Here is a 20,844-nt window from a genome sequence, read left to right as displayed (position 1 = left end):
CCACAGGCAGTAAGAATCGGCTTCTGCCTCCCGCTTCTGGAAGTCCATTCATGAGTGAAGACCAGCACACCATCCACGGCGACGGCGTGACGGCGACCGTGCTCGCCCATGGCGCCGAATTGTGCTCCCTGAAGACCGCCGCAGGTCTGGAGTTTGTGTGGGGAGCGGGGCCCGCGTGGAAGCGCCATGCGCCGCTGTTGTTTCCGATCGTGGGCAAGCTGAAGAACGATACGCTGCACCATCGCGGCAAGTCCTATCCGATGACGCAGCATGGCTTTGCCAGAGACAGCAGATTCGAATGGCTCGACCGCGGGCGCTCCACGTGCCGGCTCGTCCTCACCGACAATGCGGAAAGCCGCACGCGCTATCCTTTCGCATTTCGTCTGACCGTGACCTACACGCTTGATGGCGCCGACCTCGACGTGTCCTTTGACATCGCCAATCCCGGCCGCGAGTTGCTGCCCGCATCGATCGGCGGGCACCCGGCCTTCAATTGGCCCTTGCTGCCGGGCGTGAGCAAAGAGAGCTATCGTCTCAGTTTCTCGCGGAACGAGCCGGCGCCGATCCGGCGGCTGAAAGACGGTTTGCTGCGCCCTCAGCCGGAGCCAAGCCCGATCCGAGGCGGCGAGCTTGCGCTGTCGGAAACGCTGTTCGACGACGACGCGATCATTCTCGACAAGCCCGCGAGCACATCCGTGCGTTACGCTGCTACCGAGGGGCCGTCGCTCGAAATTTCCTGGAACGCATTCCGGGAACTCGGTATCTGGTCGAAACCCGGTGGCGCACCGTTTCTTTGCATCGAGCCGTGGCGCGGGTTTGCCAGCCCGCAAGGATTCGACGGCGAGTTTGCCGGCAAGCCCGGCCTCATGCACATCAAGCCGGGCGAGACCGAGCGGTTGAGTTATCGGATCAGCGTTCGCTGATCACGCCATCGCCGGCACGCGGTCGAGCGCGAATTCGGACTGAACATGTCCGACGAGGATGCGTGGTCCAACGAGAGCTCCCGCTCAAGCAGTCAATGCACAAGTTGGCTTGGCTGCTTCACGATGAGCGTGGGGCTGGCGGCGCCAATTTCCCGGCGAGCGAAATTGTCTCGTTTGCGCATCCAACCTCAATTCAATAGTTTGCGCGCGGTCGCAAAACCAAGAAAAAGAGGAAACCTGTCTTGTCAACTCAACGCAAATTCCTGATCGGCTCGCTTCTCGGCGTCGCGCTCGCTTCAATTGCCAATGGACCGGCCGAAGCCGCGGAGAACACCATCAAGCTCGGCAACACCGCTCCCTACAGTGGTCCGGCTTCGGCATATGGCACGGTCGCCAAAGCGGAAGCAGCGTACTTCCAAATGATCAACGACCAGGGCGGCATCAACGGTCGCAAGATCGATTTCCAGAGTCTGGACGATGCGTATTCGCCACCGAAGACGGTCGAGCAGACCCGCAGGCTCGTCGAACAGGATGAAGTGCTGGCGCTGTTCAGCTCGGTCGGCACGGCCCCCAACATCGCAGTTCAAAAATATCTCAACATCAAGCACGTCCCGCAGCTTTTCGTGTCGTCAGGGGCGACACGGTGGAATGATCCAAAGCAGTTTCCTTGGACCGTCGGCTTCAATCCGACCTACGAGCTCGAGGGGCGCCTTTACGCGCAATTCGTACTAAAGACCAAGCCGAATGCGAAGATCGCGGTGATCACGCCGAACGAGGATGCGGGCAAGGATTACTTGAAGGGATTCAAGGCCGGCCTCGGCGAGCATATCGACCAGCTCGTCTCCGAGACCACCTATCTCACCTCCGATCCGACGATCGATTCCCAGATGGTGACGATGCGCGAGTCGGGCGCCGACGTCTTCTTTGCCGAGGCCACGCCCAAATTCGCTGCGCAGGCCCTGAGAAAAGCTGGCAGCATGGGCTGGAAGCCGTTGATCATCCTGCCGTCGGTTTCGAACTCGGTCTCCGCTGTGCTCGAGCCTGCCGGCTTGGAAAACTCGGCCGGCGTGGTGACCGGGCTTTACCTGAAGGATCCGAACGATGCCCGCTGGGCCAACGATCCCGCGTTGAAGGACTGGCAGGCATGGATGACGAAGTATCAACCGAACGCCAACCCCGGCGATCTGTTCAATGTACAGGGCTATACGGTGGCGCAGCTGATGGTCGAAGTGTTGAAAAATTGCAAAGACGATCTCGGTCGGGAGAACATCCTCAAACAGGCGACGAACCTGAACGGGCTGGAATTGCCAATGCTGCTTCCGGGCATCAAGGCCTATACCGAGCCTGGCAACGTTACGCCGATCCGGCAAATCCAGATGGCGAGATTTGACGGAAAATCGTGGGCTCTATTCGGCGACGTGCTCGGCGAAAAATAACCGACATCGCACCAGACAAATCTTTGAGATGCCGGCATGGGTATCTGGTTTCCCGCTTGGGCCCGGACCGATCATGCAAAATGACCGGGGCCGCCGGTCATTTTGCCCGGACAAGGGCGTGCACGAAGTCCGTATAGAGCTTGCCGAACTCCCCAGAAAGGTCGCACAGCGCCACATTCGCCACGTCTCGGATCAGATCGACGCGAACTCGAGCCTCCAAGTCCACTTAACTGAAAAGCCAGCCGGACCATTTCTCACTTCCCCGCATCGTCTCCCCCAGTCAAATCGTCATCCTAGAGAATCACAATACGAGATGCTTCGCTACCTACCTCTTCAACACCCTGCTAACGGGCAGGTCCCAGTTTTCGGAGAGCCAAATTTTTCTGTAAAGAGGCGGGCAGTGACGCCACATCGCCACGAAGCAGTCTATGAGACTGATCGCTCAGTTGACTTGCATTAGACTCGCTCACTACGGAGAGACGCTGTCGTGATGGAAGGCGTAAGACGGCGGTAACCCACATTGTTTGCTGACGCGTGTCTAGCAGCCGCAAATTGCTATGTCCTATATCCTTCAGTATCCCAGCAAGTTGTTGTGGATCTCGGATTGTTATGGCTCCGCTCAGGAGAGTATCACGCTGGTAACTCGATAAATCGGCCCAGTTTCGCACGGCGGTTCCTATGGCGGTGCTTCGAAGCCTCTCGTCCGGTATATTTACAGTAGCCCGTATCAAATCATCGCCTTCCCCTTCTTCGATGAACGGAAAGTCTCGACCAAGCCGTATATGCGACACCGCAAATGTCGGGTTGGTTGGATCAAGTCTTCCCTCGCTTTTAAGCCTACCCATCGTTCTGTTTGCTGATTGGGCGTGCGCCAGCGTCGCGCTGAGAGTTGCGTCATTTTGCACGATCTCACGATGACGCTGGCTCGTCTCACTGAAGCGCCGCATGTCTTGGGGCCGCATGTCCCTCATAGTCTGTTGTAAAAGCTCTGTAGGCAAATCGCTGATACCCCGATGCGGCGGCGTCGCCTCAGGTCCGAGCTGTCCGAATGTGGAGGCAAATGCTCGCTCGTCAGTCGATGAGCCAACATGCGTTTCGGTCCTCTGGGAAGCCTCGGTGGCGAGATCTGCCGGCCGAAGAGGTGGAATATTTGACATGTTGGCCTCTCATTGCGATGGGACGCATGATCGTGCCGCGATCGAACGCTCCACAAGCCGAAAATGGTTTCATTTGTAAAATAAGATCCACTTGTGTGTATCTGTGAACGCATGATCCTGCGTCCGTTTGACGGTGCGCTTATGGCAACGTCCAAAGAACTCCCTTTCATCGTAAAGCGCCTTATCGTCCGGCGGCTTGCGGAGTTTGACACGCCGTCGCAGGTGGTGAAAGCAGGAAGGAAGAGTTCAGCCTCGAGGTGACCCACCAGCGGGCCCACTTCGATAACGCGACGTCGAAGAATGGCGTTGCGATGAGCGACGAATTCAAGGCGCTGTTCGCCAAGACCCGAGAGAAGTTCCTGAAGGATCTCGACGCCACCCCGATCGCGAACAAGGCGGTACGGTTGCGCCGGCTCGATCGCATGGCGACGCGAACTCCAGCCTCCATCCTGATCCTAGAGAATCACGATACGAAATGCTTCGCCACCGACTTCCTCAACACTCCTGCTAGACTGTTGCATCGCAGCGGCGGCATGGAAGGCGGTGGCTATCGCCGATAGGCCCTCGGCCGGAATCGCTTGGTCCACGGCTTGCGCTCTCGCAAAAATGCGGCAGCGCGTAAGCTCTTGCCGCGGACGCTGCGATCGGTTTTCCTCGCGCGATGGCGTTAGAAGGAGTCGAGGCGTGACCGGACCAAACGGTGCACCAGCATCATCCGACAGATCCTGGCCGGTGTTCAGCTCGCTGCGCGGCTACCAGTTCGGCCATCTGCCCGGCGACCTGATCGCCGGCCTCACGCTGGCAGCGATCGCGATCCCGGAGCAGATGGCGACGTCCCGGCTCGGGGGCTTCCCGCCGCAGCTCGGCTTTCTCGCCTTCGTTGCGGGATCGCTCGGCTTTGCGCTGCTCGGCGGCAACCGCTTCCTGTCCTGCGGCGCCGACTCCACCATTACACCGATCTTTGCCGGCGGACTGGCGCTGCTTGCCGCCGCCGGCTCGCCCGAGTACCAGCCGCTGGCGATCGCGCTTTCGTTTCTGGTCGGCCTGCTCCTGATTCTGAGCGGCCTGTTCCGCCTCGGCGGCATTGCCAATCTGTTGTCGACCCCGGTGATGGTCGGCTTTCTCGCCGGCATCGCCGTACACATCCTGGTCTCGCAAATGCCCGTGGTGCTTGGCGTGGCCACGCCTGCCGGGCCGATGCTGCAGAGGATGTGGGAGCTTGGCCGGCATGCGGGTGAGGCCAACGCATACACGGTTGCAATCGGGCTTGGCGTACTGGCGGTGGTCGCGGGCTTGGAAAAGGTGAGCGCCAGGCTTCCGGGCGCGCTGATCGGGCTGGTCGGAGCAACCCTTGCGGTGATCGCAGCCAATCTGGAAGGCAAGGGCGTCAGCGTGGTCGGCAGCGTGCCGGCGACCTTGCCTTCGCCGACAGTGCCAAATATCGGCGCCGAACAATGGGCGAAGCTCATCCCGGTGAGCCTGCTGATCGCCATTGTGGTGATGGTGCAGACCGCCGCCGTCACCCGCTCGTTCCCGTCCGAGCCGGGAAAGCCTGCCGACGTCGACCGTGATTTCCTGGGCGTCGGCGCCGGGAGCCTGGTTGCCGGCCTGTTCGGCGCCTTTCCCGTCGATGCCAGCCCGCCGCGCACCGGCATCGTCGTGGAGACCGGCGGCAAAACGCAGGCGGCAGGTCTTGCCGCCGCAGCCATCGTGATGGCGCTGTCGGCGTTCGGCGGAACACTGCTCAAGCACGTGCCCGACGCTGCACTCGCCGGCGTCCTGCTGTTCGTGGCCTTGCGCATCATCCGCTTCCACCAGATCGCGATGGTGTTTCGGCAATCGCTGCCGGAATTTTCCCTGATCCTCGCGACCGCGGCAGCAATCATCGTGCTGCCGATCGAGGAAGGCGTCGCGATCGGCATCGTGCTGTCGCTCCTGCACGGCATCTGGAGCACGACGCGCGCCCGCCTTGTGATGTTCGAACGCGTGCCGGGAACCACGATCTGGTGGCCGGCGCATCCGCACATCTCCGGCGAGCGGGATCCCGGCGTGCTCGTGGTCGGTCTGCAGGCGCCGCTCTTCTTCCTCAATGCCTCGAGTTTCCGCGCCGACCTGTTGCAGATGCTGCAGAAGAAAAAGCCGCAACTGCTCGTGATCGAGGCCGCCTCAACGCCTGAAATCGACTTCACCGCCGCGCAGCTCCTGCTCGAGCTGTTCACGCAATGCCGCGACCAGGGCATCAATGTCGCGGTGGCCCGCCTGGAATCGCTGCGTGCTCAGGCCGCCTTCGAGCGCTTCGGACTCTACGGTGTCCTGGCGCGGGACCACGTCTTCCACAGCGTCGACGAAGCCGTGCGCGCACTTTCGGGCCCATCGACGCGCTATTCGTGATGCTCCGGTCTGCGGGATATCAGGACGTTCGCCGAGGTCCGATGGCCTCGAACTGTGCCCTCTGCTCGTCGCTCAACGTTGTGTAAAAGCCGTCAAGCGCCGGGCGCACGAGCTTCACAGCCTGCAGCATGGTGTCGAGGCGCGCGGTAGCCGCCGCAAGCCTTGCCGGCGGCGTAAGCGGATCATTCGGCTGGCATGCGGTCTTCAGCATGTCGGCAGCCTTGGCGCTCGCGTCCTGCAGGCCCCCGAGTGCACCCCGCTGGGCGTCGGAGGGACGTACCCTCGCCTCGATCTCGCCCTCGGGCCATTGGAACGCGGCCGGCTGCGTGCTGCCACAGTCCTGCGTCAGCGACGCCCGCGACGCGCGCGCCTTGCGCTGCTCCTCCGCCAGCGCATTGAACCGCTCCTTCTGCTCGTCATTGAGCATGCCGTAGAACTTATCGAGCGGCGGGCGCACCATGCCGACCGCCGAGATCATCGCCTCGACGCGCTGCTGCATGGCGGCAAGCCGGCCCGGCGCCGTGGACGCGACCTGCGTCGGGCATGAGGCACGGATCGCCTGCGCTGCCTGGACCGAGGCGTTGGCGAGTTCATCGAGGGCCGCGCGCTGCGCGTCGTCGGGCTCGATAGCCTGCTGGATCTGCTCGATCGGAAGGCTCGCGATCTCGCGGCTGTCGTCGCCGCAGAACTGCGCGACCGAAGGCACCCGCTCATAACGCCTGCCACGCGACGGCTGCGCCATGTAGCCGGCGAGATCGCCATAGCCGTACGGCGCGAAGATGCCTGCATAGATGTCGGGATAGCCGTAATCCCAGAAGCCGATCCCGTCACCCCAGATCGTGTAGTCATAGATGTCGAAATAGGCGAAAGGCCAGAACAGCGGGCCGATCCAGCCATAGAACCCGTTGCCATGCTGCCACCAGCCATTGCCGAAGGAACCACCATGCCATCCCGCAAGCGCCGCTGCCGCTACGATCTGGCCGCGCGCGAGGGGACTGCTGAGGAAGCGCCCGCCGCGCAAGGCGCCGGCATGGGCAAACGACGTCATCGCGCCGCGGACATGTCCGGGCCGGATCGCGGCGTTGTGCATTTGACTGAAATGCGCGCCGCCATGACCGGCGAAGGACCGGCCGCCATGTGCGAATCCGTGCGCAAATCCGTGAGAGGCTGCGAAATGCGCGCCGCCGTGATGGCCGCCACCGAAATGAGCGCCGCCGAAATGGCCCCCGCCAAAATGTCCGCCCCCAAAATGGCCTCCACCAAAATGGCCGCCACCAAAATGCCCGCCGCCGAAATGGCCGCCGCCCCCATGGCCGCCGCCGCCGTGGCCTCCACCGCCACCGCCACCGCCGTGACCTCCGCCACCGCCCCGCGCGAGCGCTGCGCCGGACAAGGCGATGGCGAGAGCCAGCACGGCCATTACGAAGCGGGATTTCGACATCACAATTCCTCCGAGCGAGGCTACGCCGTCCGCTTTGGCCCGATCGCCTCGAACTGCGCCTTCTGCTCGTCGCTCAGCGTAGCATAGAGATCTTCCAGCGCCTCACCCACCGGCTTTACCGCCTCCAGCCACGCATCCAGCCGCCTGGCCACGGCGGCAAGGCGCGCGGGTGGCGTGAGCGCGTCGTCATCCTCGCATGCCTGAAGCAGCGTCCCGGCGGCCGCAGCGCTGGCGTCCTGCAGCACGCCGAGCGTGGCGCGCTGGCTTTCGGTCGGGTGCAGCCTCTCCTCGATTTCGCCGCCCGGCCATTGCAATGCGGTCGCCTGGCCCATCTCGGATTGGCTCATGCCCATCTGCCCCATCCGCAATTGCCCGATGTCAGGACATTTCGCAGACGCCTTGGCGGATCTGGAATCGGAGGTCCTGCGCCGCGCGTCGGCGAGCCCGTTGAGCCGTGCCTTCTGCGTATCGTTGAGTTGGTCATAGAGCTTGCCGAGCAGCGGCTGCACCGTGAGCACGGCCTGTCTCATCGCCTCGATTCGCGCCTGCATCGCTTGCAGGCGCTCCGGAGCGCCTGCGGGCGCCTGGGTCGGACACGCGGCGCGAATGGTCTCGCTGGCCTGGAGCGATGCAGCGGCAAGTTCGTCCAGCGCGGCGCGTTGAGCGTCGTTCGGATGAATCACCTGCCTGATCTGGTCGATGGCGGCGCGCGCGGCCGGGTCCCTCGCCTCACCACAGAACAGCTGCAGCGACAGCACCCGGTGATGTCGCCGCGGCAGCGGCAACGGTCCGAGATAGGTCGCCAGATCCTGCTGGTCGTAGGGCGCGAAGATTCCGGCATAGATGTCGCCATAGCCATAGGCCCAGAAGCCGGTGCCATCGCCGAAGATGGTGTAGGCGGACATGTCGTCGAAGGCGAACGGCCAGAACAGCGGTCCGACCCATCCATATCCGCCGTCGTCATGTCGCCACCAGCCATTGGCACTGCGGCCGCCATGCCAGCCCGCAAGCGCGGCAGCCGCGACGGTCTGGCCACGTCCGAGCGACGGGGAGGACGTCTCGTTGCGCGTGATATCCGGGTTGCCGATATGACTGCGCATGACGAAGGAACGATGCCCCGCATGGAGCGGCAGCAAGCGGCCGACCGCGTATCTCACGATACCGATCGGACCAAACCCTCTGCCGAAAGCCGCTGATGGCAGCAGCGCTACCAGGATGGCAACTGTTATCGCAATGCGGGACCTCGACATTGCATCCTCCCCCGGCGCCCTCGTGGCGCCAGCCCCCTCCACAAGGCCAATCACCTCTTGCAAGATGACGCCCGAAGGAACCAAAAGTTCCCCCGGTGAGGGTCAGTCGAGCGAAGAAGGAGCGCCTTGCTCGCCAACCCTCATGCCGCCGGGACGATCTTCCCCGGATTGAAAATGTTCTGCGGATCGAGCGCGCGTTTCAGCGCGCGCATGGCGTCCAGCGCCTCTGCGCCAAGCTCGGCCTTCAGATATTTCTGCTTGCCCTGGCCGATGCCGTGCTCGCCGGTGCAGGTGCCGTCCATCGCCTGCGCCCGCTCGACGAGGCGATGCATGAACTCCTCGCCGCGCGCCATTTCGTCCGCATCGTTGACGTCGCACAGCAGCGAGCAGTGGAAATTGCCGTCGCCGACATGGCCGACGATCGGCGACATCAAATTGAGGCGCTCGAGATCGTCCTCGGTCTCGCCGACGCAATCGGCAAGGCGCGAGATCGGCACGCAGACGTCGGTTGCGACCACGCCGGCGCCCGGCCGCAGGGCCTTCACCGACCAGTAAGCGTCGTGCCGCGCCTGCCAGAGCTTGGTGCGGTCCTCGGGCTTGGTGGTCCACGTGAAATCACCGCCGCCGCATTCTATCGCGATCTCACCGAAATTTCTGGACTGCTCTGCGACGTCGGCCGCGGTGCCGTGGAATTCCAGAAGCAGCAGCGGCGTCTCCGGCAGCGTCAGCTTGGAATAGGCGTTGCAGCATTTGACCTGCGCGGTGTTGAGCAATTCGATGCGCGCCACCGGAATACCGGTCTGGATGGCGAGGATCACCGCCTGGCAGGCGCCGCGCACGGTCTCGAACGAACAGGCGGCGGCCGCAATCGTCTCGGGAATGCCGCGCAGCTTCAGGGTGATCTCGGAGATGATGCCGAGCGTGCCCTCCGCACCGATGAAGAGATGCGTGAGGTCGTAGCCGGCGGAGGATTTCTTCGCCCGTGTGCCGGTCGTGATGATCTCGCCGTCGCCACGCACCACTTTCAGCGCCAGCACATTGTCGCGCATGGTGCCGTAGCGCACCGCGTTGGTGCCCGAGGCGCGCGTGGACGCCATGCCGCCGAGCGAAGCGTCCGCGCCGGGATCGATCGGGAAGAACAGGCCCTGGTCGCGCAGATACTCGTTCAGCGCCTTGCGGGTGACACCGGGCTCTATCACGCAGTCAAGGTCCTCGGCATGTACCGCGAGCACCTTGTTCATGTCGCGCAAATCGATGCAGACGCCGCCGGCCGGGGCATTCACCTGACCCTCCAGCGAGGTTCCGGTGCCGAAAGCGATCACCGGCACGCCGTTTTTCGCGCAGATCCGCACCACGTCCTGGATGTCGGCGGTCTCCTGCGCCATCACGACGGCATCGGGCGGCTGGTTCTGCAGCCAGGTCGTGGTGTGGCCATGCTGCTCGCGCACGGCCAAAGAGGTAACGAGGCGGTTACCGAAGCGGGCGGCAAGTTGTTCCAACGTGCTTGCCAGCGCCTTGGGCTCCGGCCGCTTCAAATTCTCGGCGATGGTGATATTCAACTTATCCTCCCGACGGAGCGAAGACCGTGGCAAAGGATAAAAACGGGGTCAAGAGCACGATGACAGGCACGATTACCTCTGAAGACACGCTGCTCCGCCCCGTCCCGTTTCTGTCCTCGGTGATGCAGGTCGAGCCGCAATGGATCGACTACAACGGCCATCTCAACATGGCCTATTACAACGTGATGTTTGATCGCGCCATCGATGAATTATGGCTCAAGCTCGGGATCGGGCCGGCCTATATGAAGGAGCGCCACGGCTCGACCTTTACCGCCGAATGCCATGTCCGTTACTTGCGGGAAATCCACCAGGGCGATCCGGTGCAGATCGCGATCATCCTGGTCGCGGCCGACGAGAAGCGGTTGCATACTTTCGAGGAGCTGCGCCATGCCGGCGAAGGCTGGCTGTCGGCGACCTCGGAGAACATGACCATGCACATCGACATGGCCGCGCGAAAGGTCGCGCCGTTCCCGCCCGACATCCGCAACCGCATCAGGGCGGTGGCGGACGCCCACGCCGGCATTCCGCGGCCGAACGGGATGGGGCGCAAGGTCGGGATGCCGGTGAAGCCGGGCTAAACTCTTCTGCCGCGTGAGACGTGAACCACGGCCGAGACCAGGAACAGTACGATCGCGATGAAGAAGATGATCTTGGCGATTTCGATCGAGGCGCCGGCGATACCGCCGAAGCCGAGCAGACCGGAAATCAGCGCGATGACAAGGAAAGTGACGACCCAGCCTAGCATGGTAGGGATCTCCGAATTGGTTTGGACGACCGCCGCTCGCGCGCGGCCACGACTGTCAAACCAATCCGTTTTCGAAACGCTGGTTCCGTAGCCTGAGACGACGATAATTCGCAGCCAAGCGGGAACAAATCGCCGTCGGAGCCCCAATACGGCCTGCCGCCGCCCGCTGCAAAACCACTGAAACCACTGTAAAACCGGGGCCACTGCCCCTATATGACCGACATTCCTGCTAAGAAGGCTCAACTTTACCGCCCTGCGGTGCCAACGTGGGGCTAAAGCGATTCGCGATGACCGAGCCGAGCAAGCTGAACTATTCGCCCGTTCCCGACCACACACCCGCGGCCGGCGGCATTGCCGCGCGGGCGCGCGCGTCGTCGGCGCCGCGCTATCTCGACGGCCTCAATCCCGAGCAGCGCGACGCGGTGGAGACGCTGGACGGGCCGGTGCTGGTGCTGGCCGGCGCCGGCACGGGCAAGACGCGGGTGCTGACCACGCGCATCGCGCATATCCTGAGCCAGGGGCGCGCACGTCCCGGCGAAATCCTCTCGGTGACCTTCACCAACAAGGCCGCGCGCGAGATGAAGCTGCGCCTCGGCCAGATGCTGGGCCAGGCCGTGGAAGGCATGCCCTGGCTCGGCACTTTTCACTCCATCGGCGGCCGTATCCTGCGCGGTCATGCCGAGATGGCGCAGCTGAAATCCAATTTCACCGTGCTCGACGTCGACGACCAGATCCGGCTGTTGAAGCAGCTGCTGCAGGCCGAGGACATCGACGACAAGCGATGGCCCGCGCGCATGCTCGCAGGCCTCATCGACGGCTGGAAGAACCGCGGTTTGATGCCGGGCCAGGTGCCCTCGGGCGAAGCCGCGATGTTCGCCAACGGCAAGGGCGGCAAGCTCTATGCGACCTACCAAGAGCGGCTGAAGATCCTCAACGCCGCCGATTTCGGCGATCTGTTGCTGGAGAACATCCGCATCTTCCGCGAGCACCCCGACGTGCTCCGGCAATATCAGGGCCGCTTCAAGTTCATCCTGGTCGACGAATATCAGGACACCAACGTCGCGCAGTATCTGTGGCTGCGTCTCTTGTCGCAGGCGCCAGCTTCTTCCAAGGCTGCCGTCATTCCGGGGCGCGTCGAAGACGTGAACTCCGATGTGCTCTCGCACATCCAAGAATCTCGAGATTCCGGGTCTGCGCCTTCAGCGCATCCCGGAATGACGGAGATGACGTCAGCCAGCCCCCTCAAGAACATCTGCTGCGTCGGCGACGACGATCAATCGATCTATGGCTGGCGCGGCGCCGAGGTCGACAACATCCTGCGCTTCGATCACGATTTTCCGGGCGCGAAAGTCATTCGCCTGGAGCGCAATTACCGCTCGACAGGGCATATCCTCGCCGCGGCCTCCTATCTCATCGCGCATAATGAGGGCCGGCTCGGCAAGACGCTGCGCACCGAGGATGACGACGGTGAGAAGGTCACGGTGACCGGCGCGTGGGATTCGGAAGAGGAAGCGCGCGGCATCGGCGAAGAGATCGAGGATATCCAGCGCAAGGGCGACAGGCTCAACCAGGTCGCGATCCTGGTGCGCGCCTCCTACCAGATGCGCGAGTTCGAGGACCGTTTCGTGACCCTTGGGCTGCCCTATCGCGTGATCGGCGGCCCTCGCTTCTATGAGCGCGCCGAGATCCGCGACGCGCTGGCCTATTTGCGCGTGGTCAATTCGCCGGCCGACGATCTCGCCTTCGAGCGCATCGTCAACGTGCCCAAACGGGGCCTGGGCGACGCCACGGTGCAGCTGCTGCACGACCATGCCCGCAAGCGCCGCATTCCCTTGTTCGAGGCGGCGCGCGCAGTGGTCGAGACCGATGAGCTCAAGCCGAAGGCGCGCGGCTCGCTGCGCGATCTGGTCCAGCAATTCGACCGCTGGCGCGCGCAAAGCGAGGTCGCCTCGCACACCGAGCTTGCCGAGGTCGTGCTGGACGAGAGCGGCTATACCGACATGTGGCAGAAGGACCGCTCGGCGGATGCCGCCGGACGGCTGGAGAATCTCAAAGAGCTGGTGCGCTCGATGGAGGAGTTCGAGAACCTCCAGGGCTTCCTCGAGCACATTGCGCTGGTGATGGACCGCGAGGACGGCGCGGAAGAGGATGCGGTGTCGCTGATGACGCTGCACTCCGCCAAGGGCCTGGAGTTCGACAATGTGTTCCTGCCGGGCTGGGAGGAAGGCCTGTTCCCGAGCCAGCGTACCCTCGACGAGCAGGGCCGCGCGGGGCTTGAGGAAGAGCGCCGGCTGGCCCATGTCGGACTGACGCGCGCACGGCGGCGTGCCAAAATCTATTTCGCCACCAACCGCCGCATTCACGGCACCTGGACGACAACGATCCCCTCGCGTTTCCTGGACGAATTGCCGGCGGCGAGCGTCGAGATCACGGAATCCAAGGGCGGCTCGGGCTGGGGCGGCGCCGGCGGCTACGGCCCTTCGCGCTTCGACAATGTCGAGTCTTTCGGCTCGAGCTATTCGACGCCGGGCTGGCAGCGTGCGCAGCAGCGGCGCGGCGGCCAAGGTGGTCGTCAAGGCGGTTTCGACGAGGAACAGTCGCCCTTCTCTTCGCGCGGCAGCTTTGGCGGCGGCTTTTCCCGCAACCGACGCGGCCCCCTCACCATCGAGGGTGAGCTGGTCGCAAAGTCCACCGGCACGGCGTCGGAGTTCGCGCTTGACGACCGCGTGTTCCACCAGAAGTTCGGTTACGGCCATGTGGTGAAGATCGATGGCAACAAGCTCACCATCGCCTTCGACAAGGCCGGCGAGAAGAAGGTGGTGGACAGTTTTGTCGAGCGGGCGTGAGGACAGCCCACCTGTCCCGTCTCTTTAAATTAGAGTCAAAGAGGATATCGGAACTCCTGTAGAGTTCGACGAAATTTCGGTTTCGCCGTCGCTTCTTGACGAGTCTCTTTTGCGGAAATGGCGAGTCATCGCCTTTATGACTACACGCCCCTAGTCTAGCGGGATGATTCCGGCATGCCGCGGGTCAGCTCTGCCAAGGCCCGGCGAAGGCCGTGGAGCTGATCGACGAGATGCAGAATGACGTCGATGCCCTCGTCGTTGACGCCAAAATCGCCTTTGAGATCCCGGATAAAATGTGCGCGCGCGACGTCCTTGTCCGAGAAGCTCATTTCGGTCGTGGTCTCAGTCGGGATCAGCCAGTGCTGCTCGATCCAAAACTCCAGCGTCTTAACATCGAGATCCGCATTGGTCAGGAACTGCTGTCTGGTCATAGTCATGATGCGCCGTCCTCACGCGGATTAAATGCTTTTCTGCCCCACCTGGAAACGAAGTCCTCGAGTTCGGGATCCGGCCCCTTGGGCAAGACTACCTTGAGCCTCACAAACTCATCGCCATGACCGCCTTCGCGCCGGGGAGCACCTTTTCCCCTCAGACGCATTGTCGTGCCGGTATTGGAGCCCTTCGGGACCGTCATGGTCACTGCGCCGGTCGGCGTCGGCACGCGAATTTTCGTGCCGAGCACCGCTTCGGATAGCGAGATCGGCAGTTCCAGGGAGATGTCGTCACCTTCGCGCGTGAAGCGCGGGTCGGGCATGACTTCCACTTCGATCAAAGCATCCCCGTGACCACCTGTCCCGCTGCCGGGCGCTCCCTTTCCGCGCAAACGCAGGATCTGTCCGTCCAACAGACCGGGCGGAATCGTCACGTCGAGAGCGCTGCCGTCCGGCAGCGTCAGATGCTTGTTCGCACCCGTGATCGAGTCTCCAAAGTCAATTGGCAGGCGGTAGTGAAGATCGTGACCTCGCCGGTTAGCGCGCGCCCTCTCGTTGCGGCGCAGGAGCTCGGCGAACGCATCGTCCGAATCCATGAAATCGGCGTAACCCGAGTTGTCCGCATAGGGATGCCCCTCATCCGACGTGGCGAAATCACGATAGAATTTATGCTGCGGCCGTTCGGCGCCGGTCTCGTCGATCTCTCCATCGTCGAAGCGTTTGCGCTTCTCGGCATCGCCCAATAGACCGTAGGCCCCCGCGACCTGCTTGAACTTCTCCTCGGCGGCCTTATCGCCCGGATTGAGATCCGGGTGCAGCTTCTTCGCCAGCTTGCGGTATGCCTTCTGAATATCGGCCGAGGAAGCCGTGGGAGGGACGCCTAGAACCTCGTACGGATTTGTCACGACCTACTCCGCCTGGATTGTGGATCCGTTGGCCGCGAGCGAGCAATGACCGATCGCCGCGCAAATTCCGACCAAATTCGTTTATACAAAATGGGGGAGTGACGACCAAGCTACCAGGATCAGGTCGGCGAATGCAAAGTGAGCAGCGAGCTCTACGTCAATTCCTCGAGCCGACCGCAGCGCTCCGTTTATTATCGAGATAAATCTCGCATTTCCTGCATAAGTCGCTCCCATCGAGATTCGTCACTCTCCTGATGTATGGCTTCCGCGAGTGGCTCGGAGAATGCCACCGCTACCGAAGAAAGTGCTTCTCGAGCCGGCTCGGAAACGGGCGCAGCCTCAAGCGAATGCGGGACCGCCCCCTCGCCCCTGAGCGCGGCCCAGAAACAGGCCAGGCCGATCTCCGCCAGTTTCCACCGTGAGACGGGTATGGTGATTTTTGCCTCTCGATCCATCGCGCAAAGAACGCCGTTGACGTACACAATCACCTTGTCAGGACCGGCGCGCCTCTCTCGTGTGGACGCGTCGTAAAACTGAACATCCGACCGGTTGCGATAGATAAATCTGGCTTCCATGACCCGATCTCCATGCGACATTCGGCAGATGGGAAAGGTCGAAAAGGGAACGTGTTCGGCTTGACCCGCCTTTCCCGACTTGGATTTTACTACCCTCCGCCTCAAGCAGATGTGGCTCCCGGGCCACGGATACCCCTGAATCTTGCAATCAGAATATGCGACAAACACCGCTTCTGGCCTTAGCGCCAGAACTCTTCGAACGATCCGGCGCCAGTCTGTCCAGCGTTCCGTGTGCTGGATGTTCTGTTGCCGGGACACAATGTAATCGAGTCGGCTTTTGACCTTCAAGGCGCGTGGGTCAGGCCGAATGTCCGCTTTGCACGCCCAGAAGCGGCCCTCCCCGCCAAGTCGCATTTGACCCTGGCTGTGTTAAGGCTCAAAAGGTCAACGACGACGCGATACGGGCGAGCCGACGACCAATCCGAGCCTACGTGGGAGGAAGCATGAACGATTGGCTACACAATCTCCCTTTGTCGTGGATGGTCCTGGTGGTCTTCGGCTTCACCTATGTGGTTGCCGCCGCAATCTATGCTGCGGTCGCCACGATGGCCGTGGGAAGGCTTGCAAAATCATTCAAGTTGGTCTCGCCCGGCATGCTTTCGCCGCTCGGCGTTATCTTCGGCCTGTTCGTCGCCTTCACCGCGGCTCAGGTCTGGAGCGACAATGATCACGCCACGGCGTCGGTGAGCCGTGAGGCGAGCGCTTTGCGATCGATCCTGGTGCTCAGCGCAAATTTTCCGGACGAGCCCGGGACACGGCTGCAAAGTCTCGTCCGCGACTATGTACAGGAGGCCGCGACGGTGGAATGGCCCATGATGGCGCACCAAACCGCGACGCTCCACACGACGCCGCGTCCGCTCGTAGAAGCCCTGCAGCTCGTTCTCTCGCTGCCGACGACCTCGTCGGGCCAGCAGGCGGCCCAGCACGAGATCACGAACGTCATCGAGACCGCACTCGATGCACGACGGCAACGCATCATCGTGAGCCTTGCGCACGTCAGTTTGGTCAAATGGGTCTGCGTCTATCTGCAGGGGGCCTGCTTGCTGCTGGCAATCGCCATGGTTCATAGCGATGACGGGGTGGCTTCCCTGGTCGCGCTCGCATTGTTCGCGACGGGCGTTGCCAGCTCGGCGCTACTCATCGCGGCCTACGACCGGCCGTTCGTCGGACAACTTGCAGTGAGCCCCGAACCCTTGCTGCAAATCGTCTCGAATCCCGCGCCGCCCAAATAAGAACAGCGGACAGTGTCTGCATGGACCACGCCATGCTTGGCCGAGGCGATGAGCCGCACTGCGTTCTCGCGCCGATGAGATGATCGAATAATGGCCTGACGTCTCAGGCGGCGGCTAAGGGATGTCGGCTATTCCGCCGCAGTTGTGTACGTCAAGTTCAGCAAATTCGATCATGGGGTCCGGCTGAGCCGTCCCCTCGGAGCCGCCGTCAGGTGGTAAGCAGACATCAGGCAGCCGCGCCGAAATCGACTTGAGGCTTGCGTGTCATCCCACCATTTGGCCCCGCGAGCTGCACGCATTGGGACATACGGTGCGACTGACGCCTCTGGCCTGCCGCCAGCGCGCAAGATTGCGTTTGCAACGAAAAAAAACGACGGTTGAGACGGCGGCGTAACCTTGCCCGGTGATAGTTGAGTTCTAAGGCGGCTCGAAGCAAAGCCGAAACATGGTAGGTGGTCCATGAGTGTCTCAAGACGGAAGACAAGACGGAAGAAATGGGTCGGCCTTTTTTCGGCGATTGTCCTGCCTTGCTTGTTTCTCTCCTCGAGGGTCGTCTCGGCAGACCCTGTGCTCGACATCGCGATCGGTGGGCAGACCCGCCAATTTGGGCGAGACGAGCTTCTGCGCCGGCCAGATGTGGCCCAGGTGGTAGTTCCGAGCGATGTTGCGTACGGAAGGGCCATGAGCTACCGCGCAGTCCCTTTGGCCGCGCTTCTCGTTGGGCTCAATCCTCCAGCGGACACTGTGATCGAAGCGATCGCGCTCGACGGGTTTGCCGCGCAATTGCCGTTCGATCTTCTCACCAATACGGATCCTGCCAAGGCCGTCGCCTGGCTTGCCGTCGAGCCCGTTGATACGCCCTGGCCTCGGCTTCCAAGTAAGACCTTTAGCGCCGGCCCGTTCTATGTCGTTTGGACCGGGCTGTCAGCGGCGACGATCCGCAGCGAGCAATGGCCGTACCAATTGAAGAGGCTCGAGAGCCAACCGTCGCCGGTGGCACGCTGGCCAGCGCTCGATGTCGATCCTGCATTGCCCGCAACGGATCCGAATCGCGCTGGGCTGGCGCTTTTCGTGACGCAATGCCTGCCTTGTCATACCCTCAACGGTGCCGGTGCAAGCGCCGTCGGGCCTGACCTAAACCGGCCGATGAATCCAACCCAGTATATGACGCGGGATGGACTACACGCCCTCATTCGCAATCCTAAATCGGTTCGCACTTGGCCTGCCCAACAAATGGACGGCTTTACGCCCGACCAGATGAGCGACCGGGAGATTGATCTGATCATCGGTTATCTCACGCACATGGCGGCACGGCGCAAAGACAACCCGTGAATCGCTCCGACGGGTTTCTCAGATTAGAGCACACGCCGCCAAGGCAATCATAGATCAGAACTGATCGCGGCTTCGAAGAGATTTCCTCAAGAGCAGCCCGCGCGTCGGCGTTGTATAACACCGATAACGACGGTGCCCATCTCAATCGGTGGAATATCCAACGCAGACGCGTACGACCAGCGACCGCGCAGACACGGCGTATCAGGAAGACTGGAAACTTCAACGTTCCGATCGTCTTTACACTTAGACGAAATGCTTACAGTGGTAGCGCTTTGTCGGCGCAACATTTCGACGACGCCATTCTCCAGATGGATACCGCGCGCCGCCAAGCGTCCTAACATGCGGTGATCTCGTTGGCTAATTCTGCGATTTTGCGTTGAACGGCCGCCACTCCGACAAAACAGTCACCTTTCCTGCATTAAGAGCGCTAGACGTCGCGCCAACTCTGCCCGACGGAAGGGTTTACCGATGACCGGAAACTCATCAGTTGCACCATACCGCATCAATACACATTCTGCGTTACCTGAAGTAAGCAGAACCTTGATACCGCTGCAATTACGCTTGGCTTCGCGAGCAAGCTCAAGTCCGGTAATGCCCTGCGGCATTACGACATCGCTGAACAGGAGATCAAATTCCTTGCCGCTTTTAAGTAGCTGGATGGCGTCAACCCCATTGCGCGCAGAAACGACCTGATAGCCAAGCTCAGCTAACATAACCGACGTGACGCTCAGGACATCTTCGTCGTCATCGACAACAAGGACACGACCTGTCCCTCTTGGCGCGTTTTTAGGCTGTTCCGCTGCGGTCTCTGGGATCGCCACCTCAGTTGATCTGGGCAAGTAAAGACTAACAGTCGTTCCTACTCCGAGTGCGCTCTCGATGGTGACGGCACCGCCGGATTGCTGGACAAATCCGTAGACCATGCTGAGGCCGAGCCCGGTCCCCTTCCCGACCTCCTTCGTGGTGAAGAACGGCTCGAACACTCGATCTACGATCTCGGGTGCCATGCCGCATCCTATGTCTTTGACGGAAAGCCGGACGTATGATCCTGGCACAGCACCCGCGATAGCATTTTCGTCCAAAATCACGTTTTGCGCCTCAATCTCCAGCTCACCTCCATCCGGCATAGCGTCGCGCCCATTTAGAACCAGATTGAGAAGAGCGGTCTCCAACTGGGCTTTATCGACGTAGCATGGCCATAGCTGATCATCGGAGATGAACTCGATCACATATCCTTCTCCGATTGCGCGATGGATGAGCCCCTGAAAGTCTCGAAAGAAAGCGTTCGCATACACTTGCCTTGGGCTCAGCTTTTGCCGGCGAGAAAAGGCCAGAAGTTGCGCGATCAGGCTCATGCCCCGATCGGTGGCTTTCGATGCGGCAACCACGGGTCCCCGGATCTGATCGTTGTCGCCGGCGCAGTCCCCGATGAATTCGAGATTTCCAGAGATTACCAAAAGTAAATTGTTAAAGTCGTGGGCAACTCCTCCCGTCAGCCGACCGATGGCCTCCATCTTTTTGCTTTGATGAAGTTGTTCCTCGATCAGGCGACGAGCCTCCACGGCGTCTCTATGGCCCGTAATGTCCCGGAGGAAGAGTACGAGGCCCTCGCATGAAGGAGATGCACTGATCTCATACCACACATTCTGGCCGGCACAGAATCTTTCGAAAGAGGCGCAGTTCTGCGACGAGATCGTCTCGCCCAGCCAAGTGAAAATGTCACTGTCTACGAGTTCGGGAAGAGCGTCCCCTATCTTCATCCCAACGATGTCGCGTCCTCCACAAAACCGCTCCCTGGTCCGTTGGTTCAAATAGGTAACGGACCAATTGGGATCGACGATGAGGACGCAGTCGGTCGTACTTTCAAATATCGTCGTGATCCTAGCACTCGCTTGCTCGGCTTTTTCTTTGGCTTTGTATAGTTCGCGCTCCCGCTCCGCGAGCGCATCGGCCATGGAATTCAGCGCCTCGGCGACGGCGGCAACTTCAGAGTGCTCATCGATGACCTGTGCACGGCGCGTATAGTCTCCAAGTCGCCATTGGTTGGCGGTATCCACCAACTGCGCCAACGGTCGATGGCTAAAGCGACGTGCACTCAACCGCGTCAGCATCAGCACAAGCGATGCCCCCAACAGACTCAGGGATACCCCATGACATACTCCCCCCTTCTGGATATCGCTGAACGCTTGCGCCTTGTCGAGGCCGGCTGTGACGAAAATCCCCCCTGCATCGTTCGGCCGACGAGAATAACCTACAATCCGGTCGACCCCATCAAGGTCGCGCGCTGCCGTCGTTCCTGGATAGCTCGCAAGCAAATATTGGTCGCTCGGCATCGTCCCGCCCACAAAGCGATCATTTGCGGACAATTCCGAGAGCGCGATAAGAACCTGATGAACGCCATCGACGATCCGCTGTTGTTCGGCGGCGGCGCGCTGCGCCAAGCTGAGCGCCTGACGGTGTGCCTCGACTTGGCGTGAACGACGAAAATCAAACTCATTGTGGGATTGAATAGCGATTGCTGGCAGAAGAGCGACCGCGACCAGCAGGAAAAGACGCGACAACAAGGTCACTGATGGCTTTCCAGATAGACTTTCAGTCGAGGCAAGCCGCCATGACTGCGC

15 protein-coding genes and 1 pseudogene are annotated in these 20,844 nt (G+C 61.6%); 8 read left to right on the top strand and 8 right to left on the bottom strand.

The genetic code is table 11. From position 1 onward, the window contains the following. Positions 1 to 50 precede the first annotated feature (50 nt). The 4 genes and pseudogenes from A3AI_RS0137620 to A3AI_RS0137595 all read left to right on the top strand — a co-directional run bounded on the left by A3AI_RS0137620 (position 51) and on the right by A3AI_RS0137595 (position 5,907). Positions 51 to 923, top strand: a complete 873-nt coding sequence (locus tag A3AI_RS0137620) for an aldose 1-epimerase family protein (protein WP_024520460.1) — start codon at positions 51 to 53, stop codon at positions 921 to 923. 242 nt (positions 924 to 1,165) lie between these two features. After that, the gene (locus tag A3AI_RS0137615) at positions 1,166 to 2,359 is read left to right on the top strand and encodes an ABC transporter substrate-binding protein (protein ID WP_024520459.1); all 1,194 of its coding nucleotides are present in this window, start codon (positions 1,166 to 1,168) and stop codon (positions 2,357 to 2,359) included. 1,396 nt (positions 2,360 to 3,755) lie between these two features. Next, positions 3,756 to 4,076, top strand: a pseudogene (locus A3AI_RS45620) (DUF2280 domain-containing protein); the annotation flags it as partial. A gap of 124 nt (positions 4,077 to 4,200) precedes the next feature. Continuing rightward, entirely contained in the window at positions 4,201 to 5,907 is a 1,707-nt protein-coding gene (locus A3AI_RS0137595; RefSeq protein WP_024520457.1) for a SulP family inorganic anion transporter, read from the top strand. 19 nt (positions 5,908 to 5,926) lie between these two features. Here the strand turns inward: A3AI_RS0137595 and A3AI_RS0137590 are convergent, their stop codons facing one another. From A3AI_RS0137590 to A3AI_RS0137580, 3 genes are all read right to left on the bottom strand, one after another. Continuing rightward, positions 5,927 to 7,348, bottom strand: coding sequence for a Spy/CpxP family protein refolding chaperone (locus tag A3AI_RS0137590; RefSeq protein ID WP_024520456.1), 1,422 nt, complete (start codon positions 7,346 to 7,348; stop codon positions 5,927 to 5,929). 20 nt (positions 7,349 to 7,368) lie between these two features. Next, a complete protein-coding gene (locus tag A3AI_RS0137585) occupies positions 7,369 to 8,598 on the bottom strand; it encodes a Spy/CpxP family protein refolding chaperone (RefSeq protein ID WP_036051176.1) in 1,230 nt (409 codons plus the stop codon). 140 nt (positions 8,599 to 8,738) lie between these two features. After that, entirely contained in the window at positions 8,739 to 10,157 is a 1,419-nt protein-coding gene (locus A3AI_RS0137580; RefSeq protein WP_024520454.1) for an FAD-binding oxidoreductase, read from the bottom strand. 59 nt (positions 10,158 to 10,216) lie between these two features. Here A3AI_RS0137580 and A3AI_RS0137575 point away from each other — a divergent pair, with 59 nt between their 5' ends. Further along, entirely contained in the window at positions 10,217 to 10,735 is a 519-nt protein-coding gene (locus A3AI_RS0137575) for a thioesterase family protein (RefSeq protein WP_036051173.1), read from the top strand. Here the strand turns inward: A3AI_RS0137575 and A3AI_RS46800 are convergent. Next, positions 10,732 to 10,902 (bottom strand): DUF1328 domain-containing protein, encoded by a 171-nt coding sequence (locus A3AI_RS46800; RefSeq protein ID WP_024520452.1) that lies wholly within the window; start codon positions 10,900 to 10,902, stop codon positions 10,732 to 10,734. The two genes, A3AI_RS0137575 and A3AI_RS46800, sit on opposite strands and share 4 nt — an antisense overlap. Positions 10,903 to 11,189: 287 nt before the next feature. Between A3AI_RS46800 and A3AI_RS0137565 the strand changes: the two genes are divergently transcribed. Beyond that, entirely contained in the window at positions 11,190 to 13,748 is a 2,559-nt protein-coding gene (locus A3AI_RS0137565) for an ATP-dependent helicase (protein WP_024520451.1), read from the top strand. A 155-nt stretch (positions 13,749 to 13,903) separates the two neighbouring features. On the opposite strand, the gene A3AI_RS0137560 is transcribed toward A3AI_RS0137565, so the two are convergent. The 3 genes from A3AI_RS0137560 to A3AI_RS44325 form a co-directional block, all read right to left on the bottom strand. Continuing rightward, entirely contained in the window at positions 13,904 to 14,185 is a 282-nt protein-coding gene (locus tag A3AI_RS0137560) for a chaperone modulator CbpM (protein ID WP_502685788.1), read from the bottom strand. Then, positions 14,182 to 15,084, bottom strand: a complete 903-nt coding sequence (locus A3AI_RS0137555) for a DnaJ C-terminal domain-containing protein (RefSeq protein WP_024520449.1) — start codon at positions 15,082 to 15,084, stop codon at positions 14,182 to 14,184. Before A3AI_RS0137555 ends, A3AI_RS0137560 begins: the two co-directional genes overlap by 4 nt. Positions 15,085 to 15,275: 191 nt before the next feature. Continuing rightward, positions 15,276 to 15,659, bottom strand: coding sequence for a hypothetical protein (locus A3AI_RS44325; RefSeq protein ID WP_036051169.1), 384 nt, complete (start codon positions 15,657 to 15,659; stop codon positions 15,276 to 15,278). Between the two features lie 443 nt (positions 15,660 to 16,102). Between A3AI_RS44325 and A3AI_RS0137545 the strand changes: the two genes are divergently transcribed. Both A3AI_RS0137545 and A3AI_RS0137540 read left to right on the top strand, forming a co-directional pair. Then, on the top strand, positions 16,103 to 16,891 hold the full coding sequence (locus A3AI_RS0137545) for a bestrophin-like domain (protein WP_024520447.1): 789 nt from the start codon (positions 16,103 to 16,105) through the stop codon (positions 16,889 to 16,891). A 681-nt stretch (positions 16,892 to 17,572) separates the two neighbouring features. Then, positions 17,573 to 18,223: a c-type cytochrome gene (locus A3AI_RS0137540; protein WP_198030334.1), complete on the top strand. Its 651-nt coding sequence runs from the start codon at positions 17,573 to 17,575 to the stop codon at positions 18,221 to 18,223. 404 nt (positions 18,224 to 18,627) lie between these two features. On the opposite strand, the gene A3AI_RS0137535 is transcribed toward A3AI_RS0137540, so the two are convergent. Then, positions 18,628 to 20,793, bottom strand: coding sequence for an ATP-binding protein (locus tag A3AI_RS0137535; protein WP_024520445.1), 2,166 nt, complete (start codon positions 20,791 to 20,793; stop codon positions 18,628 to 18,630). Positions 20,794 to 20,844: the final 51 nt, after the last annotated feature.

Source organism: Bradyrhizobium sp. Tv2a-2 (assembly GCF_000472425.1).
GTDB lineage: Bacteria > Pseudomonadota > Alphaproteobacteria > Rhizobiales > Xanthobacteraceae > Bradyrhizobium.
Note: the sequence above shows the minus strand (reverse complement) of the source record. Positions and strands in the feature narration are given on the sequence as shown.